This window comes from Ruminococcus intestinalis (assembly GCF_014288065.1).
Lineage (GTDB): Bacteria > Bacillota > Clostridia > Oscillospirales > Acutalibacteraceae > Ruminococcoides > Ruminococcoides intestinale_A.
The window spans coordinates 102596-126204 of record NZ_JACOPS010000003.1 but is presented as its reverse complement, the minus strand read 5'-3'; the positions used below and the strand labels follow the sequence as shown (position 1 = coordinate 126204).

Sequence of the window (23609 nt, the reverse complement as noted above, 5' to 3'; positions counted from 1 at the left end):
TTTATCTATTGAAAATTTAACCAAAATGATGTATAATATAATATTAGTACGAAAGAATGTAGTACGCATTATTAATTAAAAAGGAAGTAATTTTATGGCTAAGAAAGAATTTAAATCAGAGTCAAAAAGACTTCTCGACCTGATGATTAATTCAATTTATACTCATAAGGAGATTTTCCTTAGAGAGCTTATTTCAAATGCAAGCGATGCTATTGATAAGCTTTGTTTTATTGCACTTACAGACGATAAGCTTAATATGAGCAGAGATGATTTTAAGATTTTTATAAAGCCCGACAAGGAAAACCGTACACTTACAATTACCGATAACGGTATCGGTATGGATAAAGACGACCTTGAAAACAACCTTGGCACAATCGCATCTTCGGGTTCATACAAGTTTAAGCAGGAAATGAGCGAAAAGCAGGACGATATTGACATTATCGGTCAGTTCGGCGTCGGCTTTTACTCCGCTTTTATGGTAGCAAAGAAAATTACCGTTGTTACTAAGAAATACGGCTGTGACACAGCTTACAAGTGGGAATCTGACGGCGCAGACGGTTACGAAATCACCGAAACAGAGAGGGACGAAATCGGTACAACAATTGTACTTGAAATTAAGGACAATACAGAGGAAGAAAACTATGATGAGTTCCTTGAGCAGTACAGAATCCAGGGACTTATCAAGAAGTATTCCGACTATATCCGCTATCCGATTATGATGGATATGACTCACAGCAGAGTTAAGGAAGAAACCAAGGACAGCGAAAAACCGGAGTATGAGGATTATACAGAAACCGAAACTCTTAACAGTATGCTCCCAATCTGGCAAAGAGCAAAGAAAGATGTTAAGCAGGAAGAGTACGATAATTTTTATCGTGAAAAGTTTATGGCTATGGACAAGCCTTTGCATACAATCGTAACTTCCGTAGAGGGTGTTGTTACATACAAGGCATTGCTTTTCATTCCGTCACAGGCACCTTACGATTACTATACAAAGGAATACAAAAAGGGACTTCAGCTTTATTCAAGCGGTGTTCTTATTATGGAAAACTGCGAGGAGCTTTTGCCTGAACATTTCAGATTTGTAAAGGGTATTGTTGACAGTGCAGACCTTTCTCTTAACATTTCAAGAGAGATGCTCCAGCATGACCGTCACCTTATCACTATTGCACAGAACATTGAGAAGAAGATTAAGAACGAGCTTACTTCAATGCTTGCAAATGACAGAGAAAATTATGAAAAGTTCTTCAATGCCTTTGGCAGACAGCTTAAGTACGGAGTATCTGCCGACTACGGTATGCATAAAGAAGAGTTGCAGGACTTACTTATGTATTACTCTTCTACAGAGAAAAAACTTGTAACTCTTTCGGAATATGTTGACAGAATGAAAGAGGATCAGAAGTTTATTTACTTTGCAGTCGGCGAGAACATTTCTTCAATTGACAATCTCCCGCAAACAGAGCTTTTGCGTTCAAAGGGTTACGAAATCCTCTATTGTACAGAAGAAATTGATGAGTTCTCACTCCAAACACTTATGCAGTATAAGGATAAGAAATTCTGCTCGGCAACAAACGATGACCTCGGCATTGAGAATGACGAGAACAAAGAGGAAGAAAAGGACAGCAGTGCAATCCTTACTTTTGTAAAAGAAACACTCGGCGACAAGGTAAGCGAAGTTGTTGCGTCTAAAAAGTTGGTTTCTCACCCTGTTTGCCTTACCGCAAAGGGCGGCATTTCATTTGAAATGGAAAAATACTTCAATGCGGTTCAGCCTGACAGCGGTATGAAAGCACAGAGAGTGCTTGAACTTAATATGAATCACTCGGCTGTAAAGGCAATGGAAAGCGCAGTGCAGACGGATATTGAAAAAGCAAAGAAGTACGCAGAGCTTCTCTACGATCAGGCTCTCCTCATTGCAGGACTTCCGATTGAAAATCCCGGCGAATATGCAGATCTTGTTTGCAGTCTTATGGTGTAATTTAATATTTTGAATTTATACTCCCGTTTAACCGACTGATTATGGTTAAACGGGAGTTTTTATGTTAATTTTTACATCAAAACGATTAATTTCAACAAATATATTGAAACATATATTTTTATATTGTATAATAATGTTGAAATAAGGCTTGAGGAGGATATTATGAAAAGGCAACAATTTTTCAGCAAATTTTTGGCAATTACACTTGTAGCTACAATTATTTTTTCGGTATTTACAGTTAGTGTAAGTGCGGTAACAAATGATGAAAATGCAAGCGCACAGAATGCAAGCATTCAGAACAACCTATCCGTTCAGGGTACAAACTCGGTGGGCGCAATGCTTGCGAATGAAATTGAAGATAAAAACGAAGAAACAGAGGAGAACAACGGCTGTAATGTATTTTCTGTTGCAGTTTCGGGCAACAATGCCGTAATTTCGTTTGAAACCATTGTTGACGCAACCTTGCTTGTGGCTATTTACAACGAGAGCTGCGACACACTTATTGCAACAGGCACAACAGAGGTAAAAAAGGGTGAAACCGAGAGGAATGTTACCCTTGATACCGAAGATATGCCACAGTATTTTTATGTAAAGGGTTATCTTATTGACACAGCTACAAACAAGCCTTTGTGTACCGCTTATTCTTCACCGATGTATACAAAGGAAATGCAGGAATTTCTTGCAAAAACCACCGATGATTTTGACGAGAACAAGGTGCTTAATTTCGATAACGAAGACGATAATAACTTTGCTGTTTATAATGAAGATGTAAAACTTGTTGATGATTCGGGCGATAAAAACAAGGTTACAAAAAGTGACGATACCACAAAAACCTATGTAATCGAAAATATAGACGAGAGTATTTCTTCTCTTAATGAGGGCGATATTTTCTCTTATAATTACAGTGACGGCGACGCACTTGTGGTAAAAATTGCAAATATCACCATAGACGGCACAACTGCAACTATTACAGGTGCGGATACCGGACTTGACGAGGTATTCGATTATGTAAAGATAGACAGTACCGCTAAAAAGTCGGATTTTACATATGACGATTCAAAGCTCAGTGATGAGTTAAAGGTTGAAGAGGCGTCAAGCAGGAGCAGAACCTCAAGAGCGGTGGATATGGAGGCTTCGGCAGCATTTTCTACGGGGTTTGCGATTAATTATGCCCCTAATGATACCATTTCTGTAACAGGCTCATTGAGCTTTGGACTTTCGGTTTCGGCAAAGGTTTATGTATCTCTCAGCTATCAGTACCTTGAGCTTATATCAAAGCAATCCTTGGGTGTAGAAATCAGCGTGTCGGCAACTATGTTTTCGCACGATTTTAGTTTGGGCGAGTACGGAGCATCTCCCGTTCCGGGATTATACATATCAATAGAGCCGGCTGTTTCTTTTGAGGGTGAAATTGAAGTATCGTTTGGTGCTTCTGTTGAAACTCAATTCGGCTTTAGTGTGTCGAGCAGTGAGGGCTATAAGGATTTAAGCAAAGCGGCAGAAATAAAAACAGAGCTAAAGGTAAAAGGAAAGCTGTTTATCGGCTTAAAGGTTACAGGCAAAGTAAAGCTGCTTGGCGCTGTTGCGGAGGGCGGAATTTCGGGAAAAATAGGGCCTGAAATAAGTGCCGAGTTTGCAGAAACGGGCAATAACGAGGACTATAAGCACGATTGCGGCACCTGTCTTAAGGGTGAAATAAATTATATAAAAGGTATAAGCGTTTATGCAAAGTTTTTTAATTCAGATAAGCTAAAGCTTGAGTGGTCGGCATCTAAAAGCTATAAGGGCGGCGACTTTTACTATTCATTTGATTATAATCAGTTTGGTTTTACCACCTGCCCACATATTACATACAAGGTAACGGTTGCGGTAAGGGATAAAAGCGGAAAGCCTGTAAGCGGTACGACTGTAAACGGTACAGAAACAACCGACTCCGACGGCAGGGCAATATTATATTTACCAAACGGCAACCATGGTATTACCGCCTCATATAGCGGTCAGGCAGAGTCAACCGTTATAACCGTAAATAATGCGGCAACATCTGCCGAACTTGTACTTGGTGGCTCGCAGGGTAATACGGATTACGACTTTACTCCGGCAGGCGAAATAACCCAAATAGCGGCAGGGGACAGTCACTCGGCGGCAGTAACAAAAGACGGCGATTTGTATATGTGGGGAGCTAACGGTAGCGGACAGCTTGGCATACAGTCAAATGCTGCCAGTAACATTCCCGTAAAGGTAAATAACTCGTCATCTACGCTTCCTGAAAAATCGGTAAAATATGTTGCTCTTGGCACTTATCACAGTGCGGCAATAACCAAAGACGGCAGTCTGTATATGTGGGGATATAACAATTACGGACAGCTTGGCAACGGAAGCACAACAAACAGCTATACTCCTGTAAAAATAATGGAGAATGTAGCGGCGGTAAGTCTTGGCGATTATCACAGTGCGGCAATAACCAAAGACGGCAGTCTGTATATGTGGGGATATAACAATTACGGACAGCTTGGCAACGGAAGCACAACATACAGCTACACTCCGGTAAAAATAATGGAGAATGTAGCGACGGTAAGTCTTGGTGCGTGGCACAGTGCGGCAATAACCAAGGACGGCAGTCTGTATATGTGGGGATATAACAATTACGGACAGCTCGGCAACGGAAGCTCAGGCAACTATGAGAAATCAGTATCTCCGATAAAAATAATGGAAAATGTAGCGGCGGTAAGTCTTGGCCGCTGGCGCAGTGCGGCAATAACTAAGGACGGCAGTCTGTATATGTGGGGATGGAACCGGTTCGGAGAGCTTGGCAACGGAACAACAAATGAATTAACAAGACCGCAAAGAGTCGCCGCAAATGTGCAGAGCGTAGAGCTTGGTAATTATCATACAACGGCAGTATCCAAGGACGGCGGACTGTATACTTGGGGATATAACAATTACGGACAGCTTGGCAACGGGACAACCAATAACAGCTATACCCCTGTAAAAATAATGAGTGATGTTGTAAGCAGTGCGGGCGGTTCCCATACAATAGCCTTAAAAAAGAACGGTACGGTATACACCTGGGGAGATAACGAATACGGAGAGCTTGGCAACGGTAATAAATCAAACCAAACCTCGCCTGTTGCTATTCAGATTTATGACCGTACTAATGTGCTGACAGCAAACGGTATAAAATACGGCGTAGTACCCGATAACGGCGGATACAGCTTTACCCCGACAGGCGAAATAACCCAAATAGCGGCAGGTCACGACCATTCGGCGGCAGTAACAAAAGACGGCGATTTGTATATGTGGGGAGCTAACGGTAGCGGACAGCTTGGCATACAGTCAAATGTTGACAGTAACATTCCCGTAAAGGTAAATAACTCGTCATCTACGCTTCCTGAAAAATCGGTAAAATATGTTGCTCTTGGCAGTTATCACAGTGCGGCAATAACCAAAGACGGCAGTCTGTATATGTGGGGATATAACAATTACGGACAGCTTGGCAACGGAAGCACAACAAACAGCTATACTCCTGTAAAAATAATGGAGAATGTAGCGGCGGTAAGTCTTGGCAGTTATCACAGTGCGGCAATAACCAAAGACGGCAGTCTGTATATGTGGGGATATAACAATTACGGACAGCTTGGCAACGGAAGCACAACATACAGCTACACTCCTGTAAAAATAATGGAGAATGTAGCGACGGTAAGTCTTGGTGCGTGGCACAGTGCGGCAATAACCAAGGACGGCAGTCTGTATATGTGGGGATATAACAATTACGGACAGCTCGGCAACGAAAGCTCAGGCAACTATGAGAAATCAGTATCTCCGATAAAAATAATGGAAAATGTAGCGGCGGTAAGTCTTGGCTGCTGGCACAGTGCGGCAATAACCAAAGACGGCAGTCTGTATATGTGGGGATATAACAATTACGGACAGCTCGGCAACGGAACAACAAATAACTTAACAAGACCACAAAGAATAGCCGTAAATGTGCAGAGCGTAGAGCTTGGTAATTATCATACAACGGCAGTATCCAAGGACGGCGGACTGTATACTTGGGGATATAACAAATACGGAGAGCTTGGCAACGGGACAACCAATAACAGCTATACCCCTGTAAAAATAATGAGTGATGTTGTAAGCAGTGCGGGCGGTTCCCATCATACAATAGCCTTAAAAAAGAACGGTACGGTATACACCTGGGGAGATAACGAATACGGAGAGCTTGGCAACGGTAATAAATCAAACCAAACCTCGCCTGTTGCTATTCAGATTTATGACCGTACTAATGTGCTGAGGGCAAAGCAGGCGCTTGAACCCGTAGGTGCGTCATCGGCTAAGCATACCTAAGCTTGCAGGATATAAGGCAAACGGTATTTATAATTTTTATTCTTTAAAAGATAAGAATGTCAATAAGCTCTTAACAGATGATAATGTTTTGTATGTGGATCAGGTACGGGCTGACGCTAACGGCAATATATCTGTAACCTACACTCCAAAGGCAGATTGCGATACACCGTATGAGTTTGTGGCAAGCATTACACAAATTAACCTGAGCAACGCAGAGGTAACTGCCGAAAACCTTACCTACAACGGAAAAACGCAAGCTGTTAAGCCTGTTGTAAAGGTAAACGATTACACCCTGTACGAGGGCATTGACTACACACTTACAGGTGCGTACGAGGCTAAAAACGTCGGCGAATATACATACACAATAGTGGGCAAGGGCGATTTTGTTGGATACACTACAAAGACCTTTACAATTAACAATGTTGATGTGAATGACTGCAAGGTTTCGAGCATTAACTCGGTGCCGTATTCGGGCAAGGAAATTAAGCCTGATGTTGCAGTATCAATGGACGGCTACACCTTAGCTAAAGATATTGATTATACCGTAGAATACCAAAACAACCTCAATGTGGGCATAGGTATTGTTGTAATTAAGGGTATTGGTAATTTCACAGGAAGAAATATTTGCTGGTTTGATATTACAAGGTGCGATATTTCAACAATTCCTAAAATTGTTGTTAAAAACTGCGAGTACTCCGGCAAGGCGGTTGTTCCCGAAATGATACTCGAAAACAACGGCATTGCCCTTGTTAAGGATAAGGACTATACCGTAACATTCAAAAATAACACTTCTGTCGGCACTGCCACTGCTATTATCAGCGGTATTGGTAATTACAGCGGAACTGTTGAAAAAGCATTTACAATCGGCAACACAATGGTTGGAGATGTTGATATGAACGGCAAGGTTGATGTAAATGATGTAACTTTGATTATGAAATATAATGTTGATTTAATTAATTTATCAAGCGAGCAGTTAAAATTTGCGGATGTTAATGAAGACGACTATGTGGATATTTTAGACGCAACTTTGCTTCAGCAGTACATTGCAAATTGTGTTTCTTAATAAAAATATTAAATCATAGGTAATATAAAAGCGGTCGCAATATGTGACCGCTTTTGTTATGCCGCAACGCAAGTTTTACTTTTAGTTGCAATTTTTGTGTGTGCGTGTTATTATAAAAACGGGTGATTTAATGAAAAAATCCGGAGTGTTTACATTCTTTTATAGGCTGTTGCTCACGCTTATGCTTATGGTCGGTATTAACGGCATTTTTCTTGCAGAGATGCTTGACAGGTGGTATTTGCCGCTTATCAGTGTTTTTGCGTTTGTTGCCGCAAATGTTTTTCCGTCCGGTGCAAAGGGCGGCTATCCGTCTTTTAAATTCAGAATGATTGCACACGGCAGTGAATTGCTCTTGCAATTTTTAATAACAACTCTGCTTTCAAGTGTGATTTATATTCAGTCGGCTTTTCAAATGTTACCCGACAATTGGGTAAAATGGGCGCTGTGCCTTGGAGGTGCTCTGCTTGCGGAGTTTATTTTGTTTTGGAACGGTATTATTTCCGTTTATTGCACATCGGTTCAACTTGGCATAAAGCATAGGTTTATCGGAATAATTTGCGGTTTTATTCCGATTGTAAATTTATTTTGTCTTGGCGTTATTATAAAAATAACTATCCAAGAGGTTAATTTTGAGATTGATAAAGCCAAACAAGACAGAAAAAGAATCAATGAGAAAATTTGCAAAACAAAATACCCTGTGTTACTTGTGCACGGTGTGTTTTTTCGTGACAGCGCATATTTCAATTATTGGGGCAGAGTGCCGGCAGAGCTTATTGCAAACGGCGCAGAAATTTACTACGGTAATCACGAATCAGCCGCATCTGTAGATGACAGCGCAAAAGAGATTGCCGAGAGAATTAAACAAATCGTTGCAGAAACAGGTTGTGAAAAGCTGAACATTATTGCTCATTCAAAGGGCGGGCTTGATTGCAGAAAGGCGATTGCCTGTTACGGCGTTGAAGATATGACAGCATCGCTCACCACAATAAACACTCCGCATCGTGGCTGCGGTTTTGCCGACTATCTTTTAACAAAAGTTTCGCCTAATGTTAAAAACAAAATTGCTTTTGCATACAATAACGCACTTTTAAAGTTTGGCGACAAAAATCCCGACTTCATCTCTGCCGTAACCGACCTTACGCAGGCAAATTGTACGAAACTTAACGCTGATGTATTTGACTCACCAAAGGTTTATTATCAGAGCTTTGGTTCAAAGCTGAACAGAGCGTCGGGAGGAAAATTTCCGCTTAACTTTTCATACAATCTTGTAAAATATTTTGACGGCGAGAATGACGGCTTGGTTTCAGAAAACTCCTTTGCCTGGGGCGAAAAATATACATACATTACTACAAAAGGTAAAAGAGGTATTTCTCACGGAGATATGATCGACCTTAACCGTGAAAATATTAAGGACTTTGACATAAGAGAATTTTATGTGCAGATACTTGCAGACTTGAAAAAATCAGGTTATTGATAAGGAGGATAAAGATAATATGAAGAGAAAAGACTATATTTCATGGGACGAATACTTTATGGGTGTGGCTATTCTTGCCTCAAAGCGCAGTAAAGACCCGAACACTCAAGTAGGTGCGTGTATTGTAGACAATAACAATATCATTCTTTCAACAGGTTACAACGGCTTTCCTTTCGGCTGTTCCGATGATGATTATCCGTGGTGCAGAGATGGTGAAGACACAAAGTACAGCTATGTGGTACACGCCGAGCTTAATGCTATACTTAATGCAAGAGGCAAAAATCTTAAGGGCGCAAGGCTGTATGTTGACCTTTTTCCTTGCAACGAATGTGCAAAAGCCATTATTCAGTCGGGTATAGCAGAGGTCGTTTATCTTTATGATAAATATGCCGACAGCGCCGCAACTGTTGCGTCTAAAAGAATGTTGCAGTCGGCAGGGGTAGCGTGCCGTAAATTTACTTCCGACAAAAAGAGCCTTTCAATTGATTTTGAAAAGTAATATTGAGAAAAATATATAGCCTTTGATTTGTTTTCGGTCAAAGGCTATAAGATTATTTGAGATAGCATTAATAAATTATGGTTTAGCAAATTGATTTTCCAAGCAATTAGAAAAGTTTGGTCAACCTTTTCTAATGCTGTGGGTGTGGGCAAAGCCCACAAATACTTTCCGCTTATGCAATGATGTGACCTTTTTGTGTTAAAGTTGACAAATAAAAAAATTTATATTTTTGATGATTGTATATGTAACTGAATTGCACAATTTTGTATTGACAGTAAATTTCATATTTGCTATTATTATATTGAGAAGTATATAAAATATTTTGTCATAATGACAAGGAGAGAAAATAAATGAAAAAATTTTTAGCATTAATTATTGCTGTGGTTTTAGCTGTAAGCGGGTTATCTGTGATTTCAATTACAGCAAATGCGGCAACTATTTTTATAAGCGGCAACTATGAATATACTGTAAATTCAGATGATACCGTAAATATTGCGGGATATAAGGGTATAGCAACCGATATTACAATTCCGTCACAAATTTTAAATAAAAATGTTGTAAAAATTTCTGATAATTCTTTTTACAACAATAGCACATTAACTTCTGTTAAAATACCAAATACAATAAAAGTTGTCGGTTCAATGGCATTTCACAATTGTACAAAACTTTCAAAAGTTACATTACCAAGCAATCTTACGGAAATTGGCTATAATGCATTTGAAGGAACAACAGCACTTACAACAATTACAATTCCAAAAACAGTTACAACAGCCGGTAATAATGTATTTAACGGTTCGGCACTTAAAACAGCCGCTATAGAAAACGGCGCAACAGCAGTAGCAGACAATCTTTTCAGTAACGCTAAAAATTTAACTAAAGTAACTATACCGAATACAGTTAAAAAAATAGGCTCAATGTCATTCTACGGTTGTAAAAGTCTATCATCGTTAACTTTGCCAAATACTCTTACCGAAATCGGCTATAGCGCATTTAACGGAACAACAGCGCTCACAACAATTACAATACCGAAGACTGTAACCAAAGCAGGCATTGATGTATTTAACGGTTCGGCACTTAAAACAGCCACAATCGAAAACGGCGCAACAGCAGTAGCAGACAATCTTTTCAGTAACGCTAAAAATTTAACTAAAGTAACAATTCCGAATACAGTAAAGAAAGTAGGCTCAATGTCATTTTATCATTGTGAAAAACTTTCGTCGGTAGCATTGCCAAATACTCTTACCGAAATCGGCTATAGTGCATTTAACGGAACAACAGCGCTCACAACAATTACAATACCGAAGACTGTAACCAAAGCAGGCATTGATGTATTTAACGGTTCGGCACTTAAAACAGCCACAATCGAAAACGGCGCAACATCAGTGCCGAATAATTTGTTTAGTAAAGCAACAAATCTGACACAGATAACCATTCCAAATACAGTTAAAAAAATAGGTTCAATGTCCTTTTATGACTGTACAAAATTATCCTCGGTAACTTTGCCGAATACTCTTACATCAATCGAAACATCTGCATTTGAAAATTGCCAAGCTATGAAATCTATTATTATTCCAAAGAATGTTACATATTTTGGTAGAACCGCAGTGGGCTATAGTGATGGCAGAGTTATTGACGGATTTATAATTTACGGCTATAAAAATACAAAGGCGCAGACATACGCAACCAAAAATAAAATTACATTCAAAGCATTGCAGGAGGAAACTGTACCTGTAGGTGATATAAATAATGACGGCAAAATAGATGTATCGGATGTTACATACTTACAGATGTATCTTTCGGGCAATTCATCATATGTAATTAAAAATACAAAGGCGGCAGACGCAAACGGCGACGGTAAAATTGATGTTGCCGATGTTACAAAGATTCAGACTATTATTGCTTCGTAATTAAAATTTAATATTAAAAGTACATTAAAGCTGTTCGGGCAAGAGTTACCGAACAGCTTTTTGCTTTTATAAATGATAAAATACGGGAATAAAAAGACAGTAATCGGGATAGAATATTTTTGAATAATCTTGGCTGATTTATGACTGAAATTGAATGACTTAAAAATGCAAAAGCAAAATCACTTGTTAAAACACACAAAATTATATGCGATTTTTGATATAAACTAACTGAATTTCAATTTTAATGAATTTTTTTGAAAGAATTTGCTTGACTTTAACAAAACAGGTGTTATAATGTAGTCAAGAGGTGAGGGAAATGCTTACTCAGGAAAGATACCAAACAATACTTCAAATATTAAGCGAGAAAAACACAGTCACGGTACAGGAGCTTACAAAGCTTTTGAATACATCTGAGTCAACCATAAGGCGTGACCTCACAACACTTGACGAGATGGGCAAGCTTAATAAAGTATTCGGAGGAGCAACCTCAATTCACCAGCTTTCGGGCGTATATGAGGCTGATGTGAAATCAAGAGAAGGTATAATGCTTGACGAAAAGAAAGCAATCGCAATCTATTGTGCAAAACTTATTAACGATACGGATTTTGTATATATAGACGCAGGCACAACCACTGATATTCTCACAGATTACATTACAAACAAAAACGCAACCTATGTTACAAACGGTATTACCCACGCAAAAAATCTTATAAGAAAGGGACTTACAACATACACAATCGGCGGCAGAATCAAACCTGCTACCGAGGCTATTATGGGCGCGGAAGGTTTAAGGTCGCTGAAAACCTTTAACTTTACAAAATCCTTTATGGGTACTAACGGAATTGAATTAAATGCAGGCTTTACCACTCCTGATATGGAAGAGGGCTTGATCAAAGAGGAAGTTATAAAAAGAAGTTATATGTCTTTTGTTCTTGCCGATAATACCAAATTCAGAAAGGTATTTCCGATTACCTTTGCAGAGCTTAAAGACTGCTGTATTATAACCGACAAACTCCCGTATAATGAGTTTTCGGAAAAAACAATAATCAAGGAGGTTATGAAGTGATTTACACAGTTACACTAAACCCGTCAATTGATTACATCGTTCGTCTTGATGAGCTTAAGACAGGCATTACAAACAGAACAACAAGCGAGGAATATTACATCGGCGGCAAGGGAATAAATGTTTCGTGCGTACTTGCCGAACTCGGTATCAAGAGCACAGCGCTTGGTTTTGTTGCAGGATTTACCGGAGAGGCTATTGAAAAAGGTCTTAAAAATCCTAAAATCACAGCAGATTTTATCACACTTAAAAGCGGAATTTCAAGAATAAACATCAAAATCAAGGCAGGCGAAGAAACCGAAATCAACTGTCAAGGACCGCACATAGATGAGGAAGAACTTTTGAATCTGTTTGATAAAATCGACAATATTCAGAGCGGCGATACACTTATCATTGCAGGAAATATTCCAAATACATTGCCTGACGATGTTTATGAAAGAATCATCGAAAAACTTGACGGAAAAGATGTAAGAATTGTAGTTGACGCAACTAAAAAGTTGCTTGTTAATTCACTAAAATACAAACCGTTTTTAATCAAACCGAACCGTCAGGAGCTTTCAGAAATTTTTGACACAACAGTAAAGACAGAAAGCGATGTTGTCAAATATGCGCAGGAATTGCAGAAAATGGGTGCAAAAAATGTTCTCGTTTCTCTGGGCGGCGACGGTGCATTACTTGTTGACGAATTCGGAAAGGTTCATAAAGAGGGCGTTATTAAAGGTCACAAGGTACTGAATACAGTAGGCTCGGGTGACTCGATGGTAGCAGGCTTTGTAGCCGGCTGCATTGACAAAAACGATTACGCCTATGCGTTAAAGCTCGGCAGTGCCTGCGGAAATGCAACAGCATTTTTAAACGGACTTGCCACAAAAGATAAAATTGATGAATTGCTCGCTCAATTCTGAGTGGGTAGAAATAAATAAACTAAAAAGGAGAAAAATTTATGCGTATTACTGATTTATTAAAACAAAGTGCCATAGAGCTTAATGTATCAGTGGCATCAAAACAGGCAGCAATCGACAAGCTCGTTTCATTGCACGACAAGAGCGGAAATCTTGTAAACGCAGCCGAGTATAAGAAAGGAATCCTCGCAAGAGAGGAAATGGGAACAACAGCAGTCGGTATGGAAGTTGCTATTCCGCACGCAAAGAGCACGGCAGTTAAAGCTCCTGCACTTGCTGCAATTACAGTTCCTAACGGTGTAGATTATGAGGCTCCGGACGGACAGCCTTGCAAACTTATTTTTATGATAGCGGCTACAACAGACGGCGATGTTCACCTTGAGGTTCTCGCAAGACTTATGCAGCTTTTAATGCATGAAGATTTTACAGCGAAACTTAAAGCCGCAAAAACTCCGAAAGAATTTATCTCTATTATTGACGCAAAAGAAACAGAGAAGTTCCCCGATGAACCAAAGGCAGAAGTTCCTGCAAAGAAGGGTTACAGAGTTCTTGCTATCACAGCTTGTCCAACAGGTATTGCTCATACTTATATGGCGGCTGAATCACTCCAGAAAGCCGGCGACAGCCTTAACATTCCGATTAAGGTTGAAACAAACGGTTCGGGCGGTGCAAAGAATGTGCTTACCGAAGAAGAAATTGCAAATTGTGACGGTATCATCATTGCTGCTGACATCACAATAAATCTTGCCCGTTTTGACGGCAAGCCCGTTTTACAGTGTGCCGTTTCAGACGGTATTCATAAGCCGGAAGAGCTTATCAACAAGATTGTAAACAAAGAAGTTCCCGTATATCATCACAAAGGCGGTTCTGCAGATGCTCCAAAGAAGAGAGGCGGCGCTTACGGTCACCTTATGAACGGTGTATCACATATGCTCCCGTTCGTTGTAGCAGGCGGTATCTTCATTGCAATTGCATTCCTTATTGATATTGCATGCGGTGTTAACGCACAGGAGGTTGGCAGTACATTCGGTACGGTAACTCCTGCAGCCGCATGGTTTAAGACACTCGGCGGTGTGGCATTTAACCTTATGGTTCCTATTCTTTCCGGCTTTATCGCAATGTCAATTGCAGACCGTCCTGGCCTTCTCGTTGGTCTTGTAGGCGGTTTCCTTGCAACATCAGGCGCAACCTTTGCAGATCCGGGTGCTGTTAACACAGTTCCGTCAGGCTTCCTCGGTGGCTTGCTTGCAGGTTTCGTAGGCGGTTACTTAATGCTTGCTATTGAAAAAATGTGCGATAAGATGCCTAAGGCTCTTGAGGGTATCAAGCCAGTTCTCATCTATCCGCTTCTCGGACTCGGCGGTATTCTCGTTGTAATGTGCGCAGTCAACCCGTTCATGGGTATGATTAACTCAGGTATGTCAGACGGCCTTAACGCTATTGCCTCTAACCCTGCAATGATGGTTCCGCTCTGTGCACTCCTCGCAGGTATGATGTCTATCGACATGGGTGGTCCTTTCAACAAGGCAGCTTATGCATTCGCAACACTTAACCTTGCAAACGCAGACGATCAGGCATACATCATTATGGCAGCAGTTATGATCGGCGGTATGGTTCCTCCAATCGCAATCGCTCTTTCAAACACATTCTTCAAGAATCGTTGGACAGACGAAGAAAGAAAGAATGCTCCCGTAAACTATGTAATGGGACTTTCATTCATCACAGAAGGTGCAATTCCTTACGCAGCAGGTCATCCGCTTCAGGTTATCCCTTCATGTATCGTTGGTTCTGCAGTAGCAGGCGCATTTTCAGCTCTCTTTGGCTGTAAGCTTATGGCTCCTCACGGCGGTATCTTCGTATTCGCAACAATGCAGGGTACATGGTATTTCTACCTCCTTGCTCTTGCAATCGGTGCAGTAGTTTCAATGTTTATGCTTGCACTTCTTAAAAAACCTCTTAACAAAGAGATTAAAAAAAGTTAAATAAATTTCACAAAAAATCTTCCATTCTTTCTTAAAATATGATAAAATAAACTTAATTCAGACAGGGAGTAGCCCTCCCTGTCTAACACAAAACTATTATAAAGGGGTTTTCTATTATGGTATCAAAAAAACTTACATTAAATAATGCATCAGGTTTTCATATGCGTCCCGCATCAGTATTTGCAACAGCAATGGCAAAGTTCCAGAGTGATGTTACAATTGATTTCAACTCAAGCAAAATTAATGCAAAAAGTCTTTTAAATATTATTGCAGCTTGTATTAAGTGCGGCAGCGAGTTTGTAGTAGAATGTAACGGTCCTGACGAAGAAGAGGCTCTTGCAAAGGCAGTAGAGCTTATTGAAGGCGGACTTGGTGAATAAAAACGGGAGCGTGTCTTTTGGCACGCTTTCTTTCTAAAATTTGAAAGCAGGTGAGATTATGTTACACGGAACACCCGCTTCCGAGGGTATCGGACTCGGAAGAGTAATGATTGTAGAAGAAACAAAACTTGAATATAATAATGTAACTGTTACGGATACCGAGGCAGAGGTTGAGCGTTTCAGAAATGCGGTTAAAATATTTTGCGACAATACTGCGGCACAGGCAGATGCGCTGAAAGCGTCGGCAGGTAAAAAAGAGGCAGAAATTCTTGAGGGTCACATTCAGATGATGAAAGACCCGTATATGTGCGGCGAAATTGAAAAGTTGATTGATAACGGTCAGTGCGCCGAGGCTGCACTTGAGTATATGTGCGATATGTTCATCTCTATGTTTTCTGCCACAGATGACGAACTTACACAGCAAAGAGCGGCAGATGTAAAAGACTTAAAAACAAGTATGCTAAGCATTTTGCTCGGAGTAAAAGAAGTAAAACTTTCGGCAGCGCCAAAGGGCACGGTAGTTGTCGCAAAAGAACTTACTCCGTCCATGACAGCAGGCATCAATAAAGAAAATATTGTCGGAATTATTACCGAAACAGGCGGCAAAACATCTCATTCGGCTATCCTTGCAAGGGCACTTGAAATTCCCGCCGTGCTAAGCGTAAACGGTGCGGTTTCAAAACTTTCGGCAGGCGAATATGTAATCGTTGACGGCAGTGAGGGCGTAGTAATTGATGAGCCGGATGACGCTGTTATTCAGGAGTACGATACAAAGAGAATTAATTTTCTTAAAGAGCGCAAAGAACTTGAAAATTTCAGAGGCAAGGCAACTAAAGCTTTAAGCGGTGAGGAATACGAGCTTTTCTGCAATATCGGCAAGCCGGAGGACGCAATAAAGGCAGTTGATGCAGACGGCGAGGGCGTTGGTTTGTTCAGAACTGAATTTTTATTTATGGACAGAACCGCTTTGCCTACAGAGGACGAGCAGTTTGACGCTTACAAAAAGGCGGCGCTTACATTAAAGGGAAAGCCTGTAATTATCAGAACTCTTGACATCGGCGGCGACAAGGAAATTCCTTATCTCGGACTTAAAAAAGAGGAAAATCCTTTCTTGGGCTTCAGAGCAATCAGATATTGCTTAAAGCATAAAGATTTGTTCAAAACACAGCTCCGTGCAATTGTAAAAGCAAGCGCTTTTGGCGATGTAAGAATTATGTTCCCGCTTATTACAGCCGTTGAAGAACTTAGAGAGGGCAAGGCTCTTGTTGAAGAGGTTAAGGCTGAACTTAGGGAACAGGGAGTAGAATTTAACGAAAATATCCCTGTAGGCATTATGACAGAAACCTCGGCGGCAGTTATGATTGCTGATATTCTTGCAAAAGAATCCGACTTTTTCAGCATCGGTACAAATGACCTTACGGGTTATACAATGGCTTGCGACAGAGGAAATGACGATGTTGCATATCTGTATTCTCCGTTACAGCCAAGTGTATTAAGGGGCATTAAGTATATTATTGATTGCGCAAACAAGAATAATATTTCTGTAGGTATGTGCGGCGAGGCAGCGGCTAACCCGATGATGGTGCCGTTACTTATGTCATTCGGACTTACCGAGTTCAGTGTATCCGCACCGTCGGTATTAAAGGTAAGAAAAACAATTTCTGCATGGTCAAAGGCAGAGGCAGACAAGGTTGCCGAAAAGGTACTTGCAATGACTACCGAAAAAGAGATAAGCGACTATCTTAAAACTCTTTTATAATTAATCAGATAACAAGTTTCATAATCAAACTCTAAATAATAGTTTGCGAAGGGCAGTGTTCGTTTGAGCACTGCCCAAAGCCTTTTCTGAGGTTCTTTATCAAAATTGGTTTAATTTATGGCTTAGCGGTGTACATCTGCAAAACCGTGATTAAACAATATTCCTTTTTCCGACAAGATATGTTATAATATCTGCGGATAGGTGATTTATGTGAATAATGATTATTTAGTTAAGAAAAAGCCGATGTATGCGCTTTTTGTGTTTGCTCTGCCTATTATTATAGGTAATATTTTTCAGCAGACATACACTATGGCGGACTCGGCTATTGTAGGCAGATTTGTAAGTGAAAAGGCTTTGGCGGCGGTAGGTGCGTCATATTCGCTTACAAATATTTTTATTTGTGTGGCAATTGGCGGCGGAATCGGTGCGTCGGTAATAGTCAGTAGGTATTTTGGCGCCAAGGAATATAAAAAGACAAAAACGGCAGTGTACACTGCGCTGATTGCTTTTACCGCACTTAGTGTTTTGCTTGGAATTATCGGTCTTGTGTTCAGCCGTCTTATTCTTATTGCGCTCAATACTCCGTCTGATGTACTTGATCTGGCGGTAGATTATCTGAACATTTACTTTGCGGGTTTGCCGTTTTTATTTATGTATAATGTGCTTTCCGCAATGTTCAATGCACTCGGAAAATCTAAAATACCGCTTTATTTTTTGATTTTTTCATCGGTGTTCAATGTTGCGCTCGACCTTTTGCTCGTAAAAAATTTCAGTATGGGTGTAACGGGCGTTGCCTGGGCAACACTTATTGCACAAGGAATTTCGGTTGTATTATCATTCATAGTGCTTGTGTGGGAGTTTAAAAAGCTCAACATAGGTCGTGCAAAATTTTTTGAAAAGAGTGAGCTTTTGCCTATGGCAAAAATTGCTTTTCCGTCAATTATTCAGCAGTCAACGGTATCAATCGGAATGATGCTTGTGCAGTCGGTGGTAAACGGCTTCGGTTCGGAGGCTCTCGCAGGATATTCTGCCGCAATAAGAGTGGAATCGCTTTGCATAGTTCCTTTTAACAGTATAAACAATGCTGTGTCTTCGTACACTGCGCAAAATTTGGGTGCAAAGAATGAAAAGCGTGTTGTAGAGGGTTACCATGCCGCAAACATTCTTGTGGCAGCATTTTCTATTTTACTTATTCTGCTTATAGAACCTTTTAACAGTTTGATTGTATCAATGTTTCTCGGTGATGACGGCACAATAACCGCAATGAATACGGGTTGCGGATACCTTAGCTTTATGGGGTGGTTCTTCTGCTTTATCGGATTTAAAATGGCGGTTGACGGACTTTTGCGAGGTGCGGGCGATATGAAAATGTTTACAGTCGCAAATTTTGTGAATCTGTTTATCCGAGTATTTGTTGCAATGGCATTTGCACCGATTTTCGGCTTGCAAATGGTATGGATTGCAGTGCCGATCGGTTGGTTTTCAAATTGGATTATATCGTTTTTGGAGTATCGGACAGGCAAGTGGAAAAGGATATATAAGAGATAACTGTAAACTAAATAAAAATATTATATAAAATATAGGCATATGATTTATACAATAAGTCATATGTCTTGCTTTTTTGTTCAAAAATCATTTATACTCTTTGGTCAAGTAAACAAAATTGTTTTTTTATTGTTGTAAATAAAATGAGGTAATGATATAATTTTAAATAAAGTTTGAATTTAGGAGTTGATTTTTTATGAAAACAAGCAAAAAAATTATAAGTTTGTTGCTTAGTGCAGCTATCATTATGTCTGCCATGGTGATAACAGCTGTTTCGGCGGCTGCCGCAGCAGACGGCTCAGAGGTATATTTTGATAATTCGGTTTTTAATTGGGAAAATGTTTATATTTATGCCTATGGCACAAAAGAAAATGCCAAATGGCCGGGTCAGCTGATGAGCGCAACTGATGACGGACTTTACAAGGCAAGCTTTACTTCAGCATATAAATCAGAAAGCATTATTTTTAATAACGGCAAAGAAAAGGACGAGGGCAAGGAGCAGTATCCAAAGGCAAGCGGACTTTCTTTAAAGGCAGGTCAGTGCAAGCTCCTCACAGCCGCAAAGCAGTGGGTAGATTACGGCAAGCCTGATTCTCATGGATACGGAATTGTTTACAAAGCCTCCGGTACAAGCTTTTCATCAGAATTTTTGCAGGTTCAGCTCGGACTAAAAAATGCCTCAGTAGGATACTATTCTGTTGACGGTTCGGCAAAAAAATCTTATACCGACGGCACAATTATTGAAATAGGCGAGGGTAAAATCGGTAACAGCGAAATTACTCTTGTGCTTACAGCAACAGGCGATGACGGTGTTGAAACAACACAGACTTTCACTTACAACAAAACATTTACAGCAGGCAAAACAACTTTTTCTGCTGACTCGGACGGACACACAACAGCTCCCGAAAGCGGCTATTACGGAACAAACCCGAATATGCAGCTGGGTAAATACAAGGCAATTTCTGTTGACGGCGATGTAAGCGATTGGGACAGCTCAATGATTATTGCTCAGGGTACAGCAAACGATGACCCCCGAGTATATATGCCATCTTCAATGCATGAGCAGCCGTGGGACGCATACGCTCTCTATGGCGCATGGGACGATGAAAACCTCTACTTTATGTGTGAAATGGCAAATACAACATACATTACTTCTCCGAACGATAATTTTGCGGCATCAAATGAGGCTCGCCCTTGGAGAAACAGTATTCCAATGTATATTGCGCTTTCAATAGACCCAAGCAAGCAGGCAACAGGCAAGGCAGTAGGCACAAACAAAGACGGCTCTGTTTACACAAATCCGTTTGTATGGGGTTGTGACGGCGGCGTAGCAAAAGACGGCGGTGTAGGCTTTACAACTCACATTGATACACTTGTTGCTTTCGATTCAAACAATTCAAACGGCGGCGCATCAATCTTCAAGGCTGATGTTCAGGATACGGACGGAACATACCTGTTTGATTATGATACAAGAGTTCCGATTGGCGTAACAAACTATCAGGCACAGGATAACCGGAACGGATTCAAAATTAAATTTGCAAACGGCACAAAGAGCGAAACTCTCTACGGTGTAAGAGAAGTAAAGGGCGACAGAACTTTAGGCGACAACACTGACCCTAACTCAAATTGGGTTGATTTCTTTAAACTCGGCTACAAGAAAAACTACGGTTATGTTTACGAGGTTGCTATTCCTTACTCTGCACTCGGTATCGACAGAAATTATGTAGAAACTCAGGGCATTGGCGCAATGCAGATTCTCACATACGGTACTTCGGGTATGGATACACTTCCACACGACCCCTCAATGCTTGATGTTGCAGATGCTGAATACAGCTACGATCCGTCTACTTCACACGAAAAAGAGGATATAGACAACATTACAGTTCCGCTTGCAAGACTTGGCAAGATCCTCCCTGATACACAGGTTCAGGAGGCAGAGTTTGAAGTAAACTTTGGCGCAGACAAGAGCTCATCTCAGCCTGTTGGCACAGCACTCGAGCTTAAAGCAGAGCCATACAACAACCATGGCAATGTTACTTACGAGTTTACGGTAAACGGTGCAACTGTAAAGACTTCATCTGACAATACATACAATTTTACAGCAAATAATGCAGGCACATACACATTGTCTGTAAAGGCTATTGATTCAGACGGCTGTATAGCTGAAAGCACAAAGTCGTTCTATATTTCGGACGGCGGTGAGCAGGAAACTATCATAAAGGGCGATGTAAACCGCGACGGAGTTGTAGATGTAAACGATGTTACACACTTGCAGATTCACATTTCAAACGACGATAAAAATCCGCTTATTGATGTTACAAATAAGGCTTGGTTTGACGCTGCCGATATGTACGGCGACGGCAAGCTTGATATTCTTGACGCAACCGCATTACAGATTTATATCGCATAATTCGTAAAAGTTATAATCATATTCAAAAGGATTGCAGAGCAAAATCTGCAATCCTTTTTTGTGTATACAGGATGCAAGAATAGTGTAAAATTGCCTATATTGTATTGACATATAAGCTCTTGTAATCGTATTTACAATGCTTTTACTCTATACTTCAGGCAAGATTAAGGCAACAGAAAAATTTAAATCTGTTACACTTGCACTTTTACTTTCAACAATAAGCATTTCAATCCTTGCTTTTATCGGCTACCTCATTACTGCAACAAGAGGTTATGTAATGATTTTCGCAGGAAATCCTATCTTTGACATAGCAATGTCAGTTATTTTTATTATTATCGCAGCTTTGTTTCTTATCAGCGACTTTCAGATTATTCGTGAAACAGTTGAAAATCAGCGCCCAAAAGAATACGAGTGGTCAGTTTCATTTGGCTTGGCATTTACAGTAATTTGGCTCTACTTCAAGGTTCTTGACCTCTTAATAAGAATTTATGACGCTAAAAACTAATTACGGAGAATAATTATGAGTGCAATATTATCGACACAAAATTTAGTGAAAAAATACGGTTATAAAATTGTTTCTAACAACATCAGCCTTACGATAAACAAAGGTGATATTTACGGATTTGTGGGCAAGAACGGCGCAGGCAAAACTACATTTATGCGCCAGGTGTTAGGGCTTGCTTTTCCCGACAGTGGCGAAATTACCCTCTTTGGCGGTGAGCCGCTCAACACTGCAAGGAAGAAAATCGGTTCGCTCATTGAGTTTCCGTCAATTTATAAAAACTGCACCGCATACGAAAATATGAAGAGAATGGCAATTCTTACAGGAAGTTCAGACAAATGTGTCAGGAAAATTCTTGATTTTGTAGGTCTTGGCAATACAGGCAACAAAAAAGCAGGACAGTTTTCGCTCGGTATGCGCCAGCGACTTGGAATTGCTATGGCTTTGCTCGGCAATCCAGAATTGCTTATTCTTGACGAACCGATAAACGGACTTGATCCGACAGGTATTATGGAGATTCGTGATTTAATCATCAGACTAAATACCGAAAAGAAAATTACCTTTATGATTTCAAGCCATTTGCTTGAGGAACTGTCAAAGATTGCCACACGATATGGATTTATTCATGACGGCAAACTTATAGAAGAAATTTCCGCTGTTGAGCTTTCACAAAAATGCAGCGACAGAGTTTTAATTGTGCCTGACAATCCGCAAAAAGCGGCGGAGATTTTATCAAAAATTATGCCGCCTCAACAGATACATATTTATAATAAATCTGTTTATCTTGACTCAATGATTGACAGAACGGGTCAAATTAATAAATATCTTGTTGAAAATGGTGTTACGGTAAATCAGATTTCTATTCACGCAATTAATCTTGAAGAATACTTTTTACGCAAGGTAGGGGCATAAAATGAAAAGGTTATTATTATTTGAACTTCGTGAGCTTTTCAAAAACAAAAGCCTTTATATTTGGACTTTTGCATCGGTTGCACTTAGTTTGATTTACCTGCTTTGCTCATTCGGTATGTTTTCGTTACAATCTTCGCAAAATATGCAGTAAATAGTATCACCGGAGTCCGGTATTATCAGTGCAATAGGATTTTTTAAAACAAGTCCCGTTACAGTATTTATACTAATGTTTATTTGCAGCTTTATTTGCAATGATTTTGACAACGGCATATTGAAAAATATTATTTCACGAGGTTACAGCAGACAGTCGATTTTTACGGCAAAGTTTATGGCGGTTATTGTCAGCACCCTTTTTATGGTAATCCTCAATTTAGTTGCTGTTTTTGCGGTATCAAGCGCGTTATATCATAACATCGGCTCAATATACGCTCTGTTTATTCCGCAATTAATTATCCTTGTGTTTGGACTTATCTCATTTGCCGGCATATTCTTTATGCTGTGTTCAATCTTTAAAAAGAGCGCTCCTGCAATAGTTGTTTCGTTGCTTGCTCTTTTGGCTTTGCCAACAGGAATATCGATAATCAGCTCATACTTACATATTAATTTAAGCTGTTTATGGCTTGGTAATGCGGTTTCTACCCTTGCAGTAAATAACATTTCGGTACAAACATTACTCGCAAGCGGAGTTTGCATTATAGTTTATTTAGTGGTTTCTTACATTGTTTCTATTTCAGTGGTTAAGAAATTGGAAGTTTGATTTTTATATTAGCAGAAATCTCATTTCATTGATTTTGAAATGAGATTTTTGCTTTTTCGGGCAATTTTTTTGGTTTTGATAAGGAGGGGAAGATTAGTTTTTGTAAAACGATATAATAAAGAAAACGGCAGT

The 23609-nt window shown here is 40.0% G+C and carries 17 protein-coding genes; all 17 read left to right on the top strand.

Going from position 1 to position 23609, the window contains the following annotated elements; all coding sequences use genetic code 11:
* Positions 1-94 precede the first annotated feature (94 nt).
* The 17 genes from htpG (at position 95) to H8R91_RS07355 (ending at position 23477) form a co-directional block, all read left to right on the top strand.
* Positions 95-1978: a molecular chaperone HtpG gene (htpG, locus tag H8R91_RS07435; protein ID WP_186935494.1), complete on the top strand. Its 1884-nt coding sequence runs from the start codon at positions 95-97 to the stop codon at positions 1976-1978.
* 162 nt (positions 1979-2140) lie between these two features.
* A complete protein-coding gene (locus H8R91_RS07430; RefSeq protein ID WP_186935493.1) occupies positions 2141-6322 on the top strand; it encodes an RCC1 domain-containing protein in 4182 nt (1393 codons plus the stop codon).
* A complete protein-coding gene (locus H8R91_RS12425) occupies positions 6297-7385 on the top strand; it encodes a dockerin type I repeat-containing protein (protein ID WP_186935492.1) in 1089 nt (362 codons plus the stop codon). The genes H8R91_RS07430 and H8R91_RS12425 overlap by 26 nt, the downstream gene beginning before the upstream one ends.
* A 130-nt stretch (positions 7386-7515) precedes the next feature.
* Positions 7516-8859, top strand: coding sequence for an esterase/lipase family protein (locus H8R91_RS07420; RefSeq protein ID WP_243237788.1), 1344 nt, complete (start codon positions 7516-7518; stop codon positions 8857-8859).
* Positions 8860-8878: 19 nt separating this feature from the next.
* Positions 8879-9358, top strand: a complete 480-nt coding sequence (locus H8R91_RS07415; RefSeq protein ID WP_186935491.1) for a deoxycytidylate deaminase — start codon at positions 8879-8881, stop codon at positions 9356-9358.
* Between the two features lie 350 nt (positions 9359-9708).
* Entirely contained in the window at positions 9709-11265 is a 1557-nt protein-coding gene (locus H8R91_RS07410; RefSeq protein ID WP_186935490.1) for a leucine-rich repeat protein, read from the top strand.
* 316 nt (positions 11266-11581) lie between these two features.
* The gene (locus H8R91_RS07405) at positions 11582-12331 is read left to right on the top strand and encodes a DeoR/GlpR family DNA-binding transcription regulator (protein WP_022235581.1); all 750 of its coding nucleotides are present in this window, start codon (positions 11582-11584) and stop codon (positions 12329-12331) included.
* Positions 12328-13233 carry a 1-phosphofructokinase gene (gene pfkB / locus H8R91_RS07400; RefSeq protein WP_022235582.1) on the top strand — a complete coding sequence of 302 codons (906 nt, stop codon included), beginning with the start codon at positions 12328-12330 and terminating at the stop codon, positions 13231-13233. The genes H8R91_RS07405 and pfkB overlap by 4 nt, the downstream gene beginning before the upstream one ends.
* 38 nt (positions 13234-13271) lie before the next feature.
* On the top strand, positions 13272-15212 hold the full coding sequence (locus tag H8R91_RS07395) for a PTS fructose transporter subunit IIABC (RefSeq protein ID WP_186935489.1): 1941 nt from the start codon (positions 13272-13274) through the stop codon (positions 15210-15212).
* A gap of 116 nt (positions 15213-15328) precedes the next feature.
* Complete coding sequence (locus H8R91_RS07390; protein ID WP_022235584.1) at positions 15329-15592, top strand: HPr family phosphocarrier protein; 264 nt, start codon at positions 15329-15331, stop codon at positions 15590-15592.
* A 58-nt stretch (positions 15593-15650) separates the two neighbouring features.
* On the top strand, positions 15651-17351 hold the full coding sequence (ptsP, locus tag H8R91_RS07385; RefSeq protein ID WP_186935488.1) for a phosphoenolpyruvate--protein phosphotransferase: 1701 nt from the start codon (positions 15651-15653) through the stop codon (positions 17349-17351).
* A gap of 210 nt (positions 17352-17561) precedes the next feature.
* Entirely contained in the window at positions 17562-18899 is a 1338-nt protein-coding gene (locus H8R91_RS07380; RefSeq protein ID WP_366477313.1) for an MATE family efflux transporter, read from the top strand.
* A gap of 193 nt (positions 18900-19092) precedes the next feature.
* A complete protein-coding gene (locus H8R91_RS07375; protein WP_186935487.1) occupies positions 19093-21306 on the top strand; it encodes a starch-binding protein in 2214 nt (737 codons plus the stop codon).
* Between the two features lie 124 nt (positions 21307-21430).
* Positions 21431-21811 carry a Bax inhibitor-1/YccA family membrane protein gene (locus H8R91_RS07370; protein WP_289780785.1) on the top strand — a complete coding sequence of 127 codons (381 nt, stop codon included), beginning with the start codon at positions 21431-21433 and terminating at the stop codon, positions 21809-21811.
* Between the two features lie 15 nt (positions 21812-21826).
* Complete coding sequence (locus tag H8R91_RS07365) at positions 21827-22720, top strand: ATP-binding cassette domain-containing protein (protein WP_186935485.1); 894 nt, start codon at positions 21827-21829, stop codon at positions 22718-22720.
* Between the two features lies 1 nt (position 22721).
* Positions 22722-22871, top strand: a complete 150-nt coding sequence (locus H8R91_RS07360) for a hypothetical protein (protein WP_186935484.1) — start codon at positions 22722-22724, stop codon at positions 22869-22871.
* The gene (locus H8R91_RS07355; protein ID WP_487741348.1) at positions 22872-23477 is read left to right on the top strand and encodes a DUF2705 family protein; all 606 of its coding nucleotides are present in this window, start codon (positions 22872-22874) and stop codon (positions 23475-23477) included.
* The last annotated feature ends 132 nt before the right edge of the window (positions 23478-23609 follow it).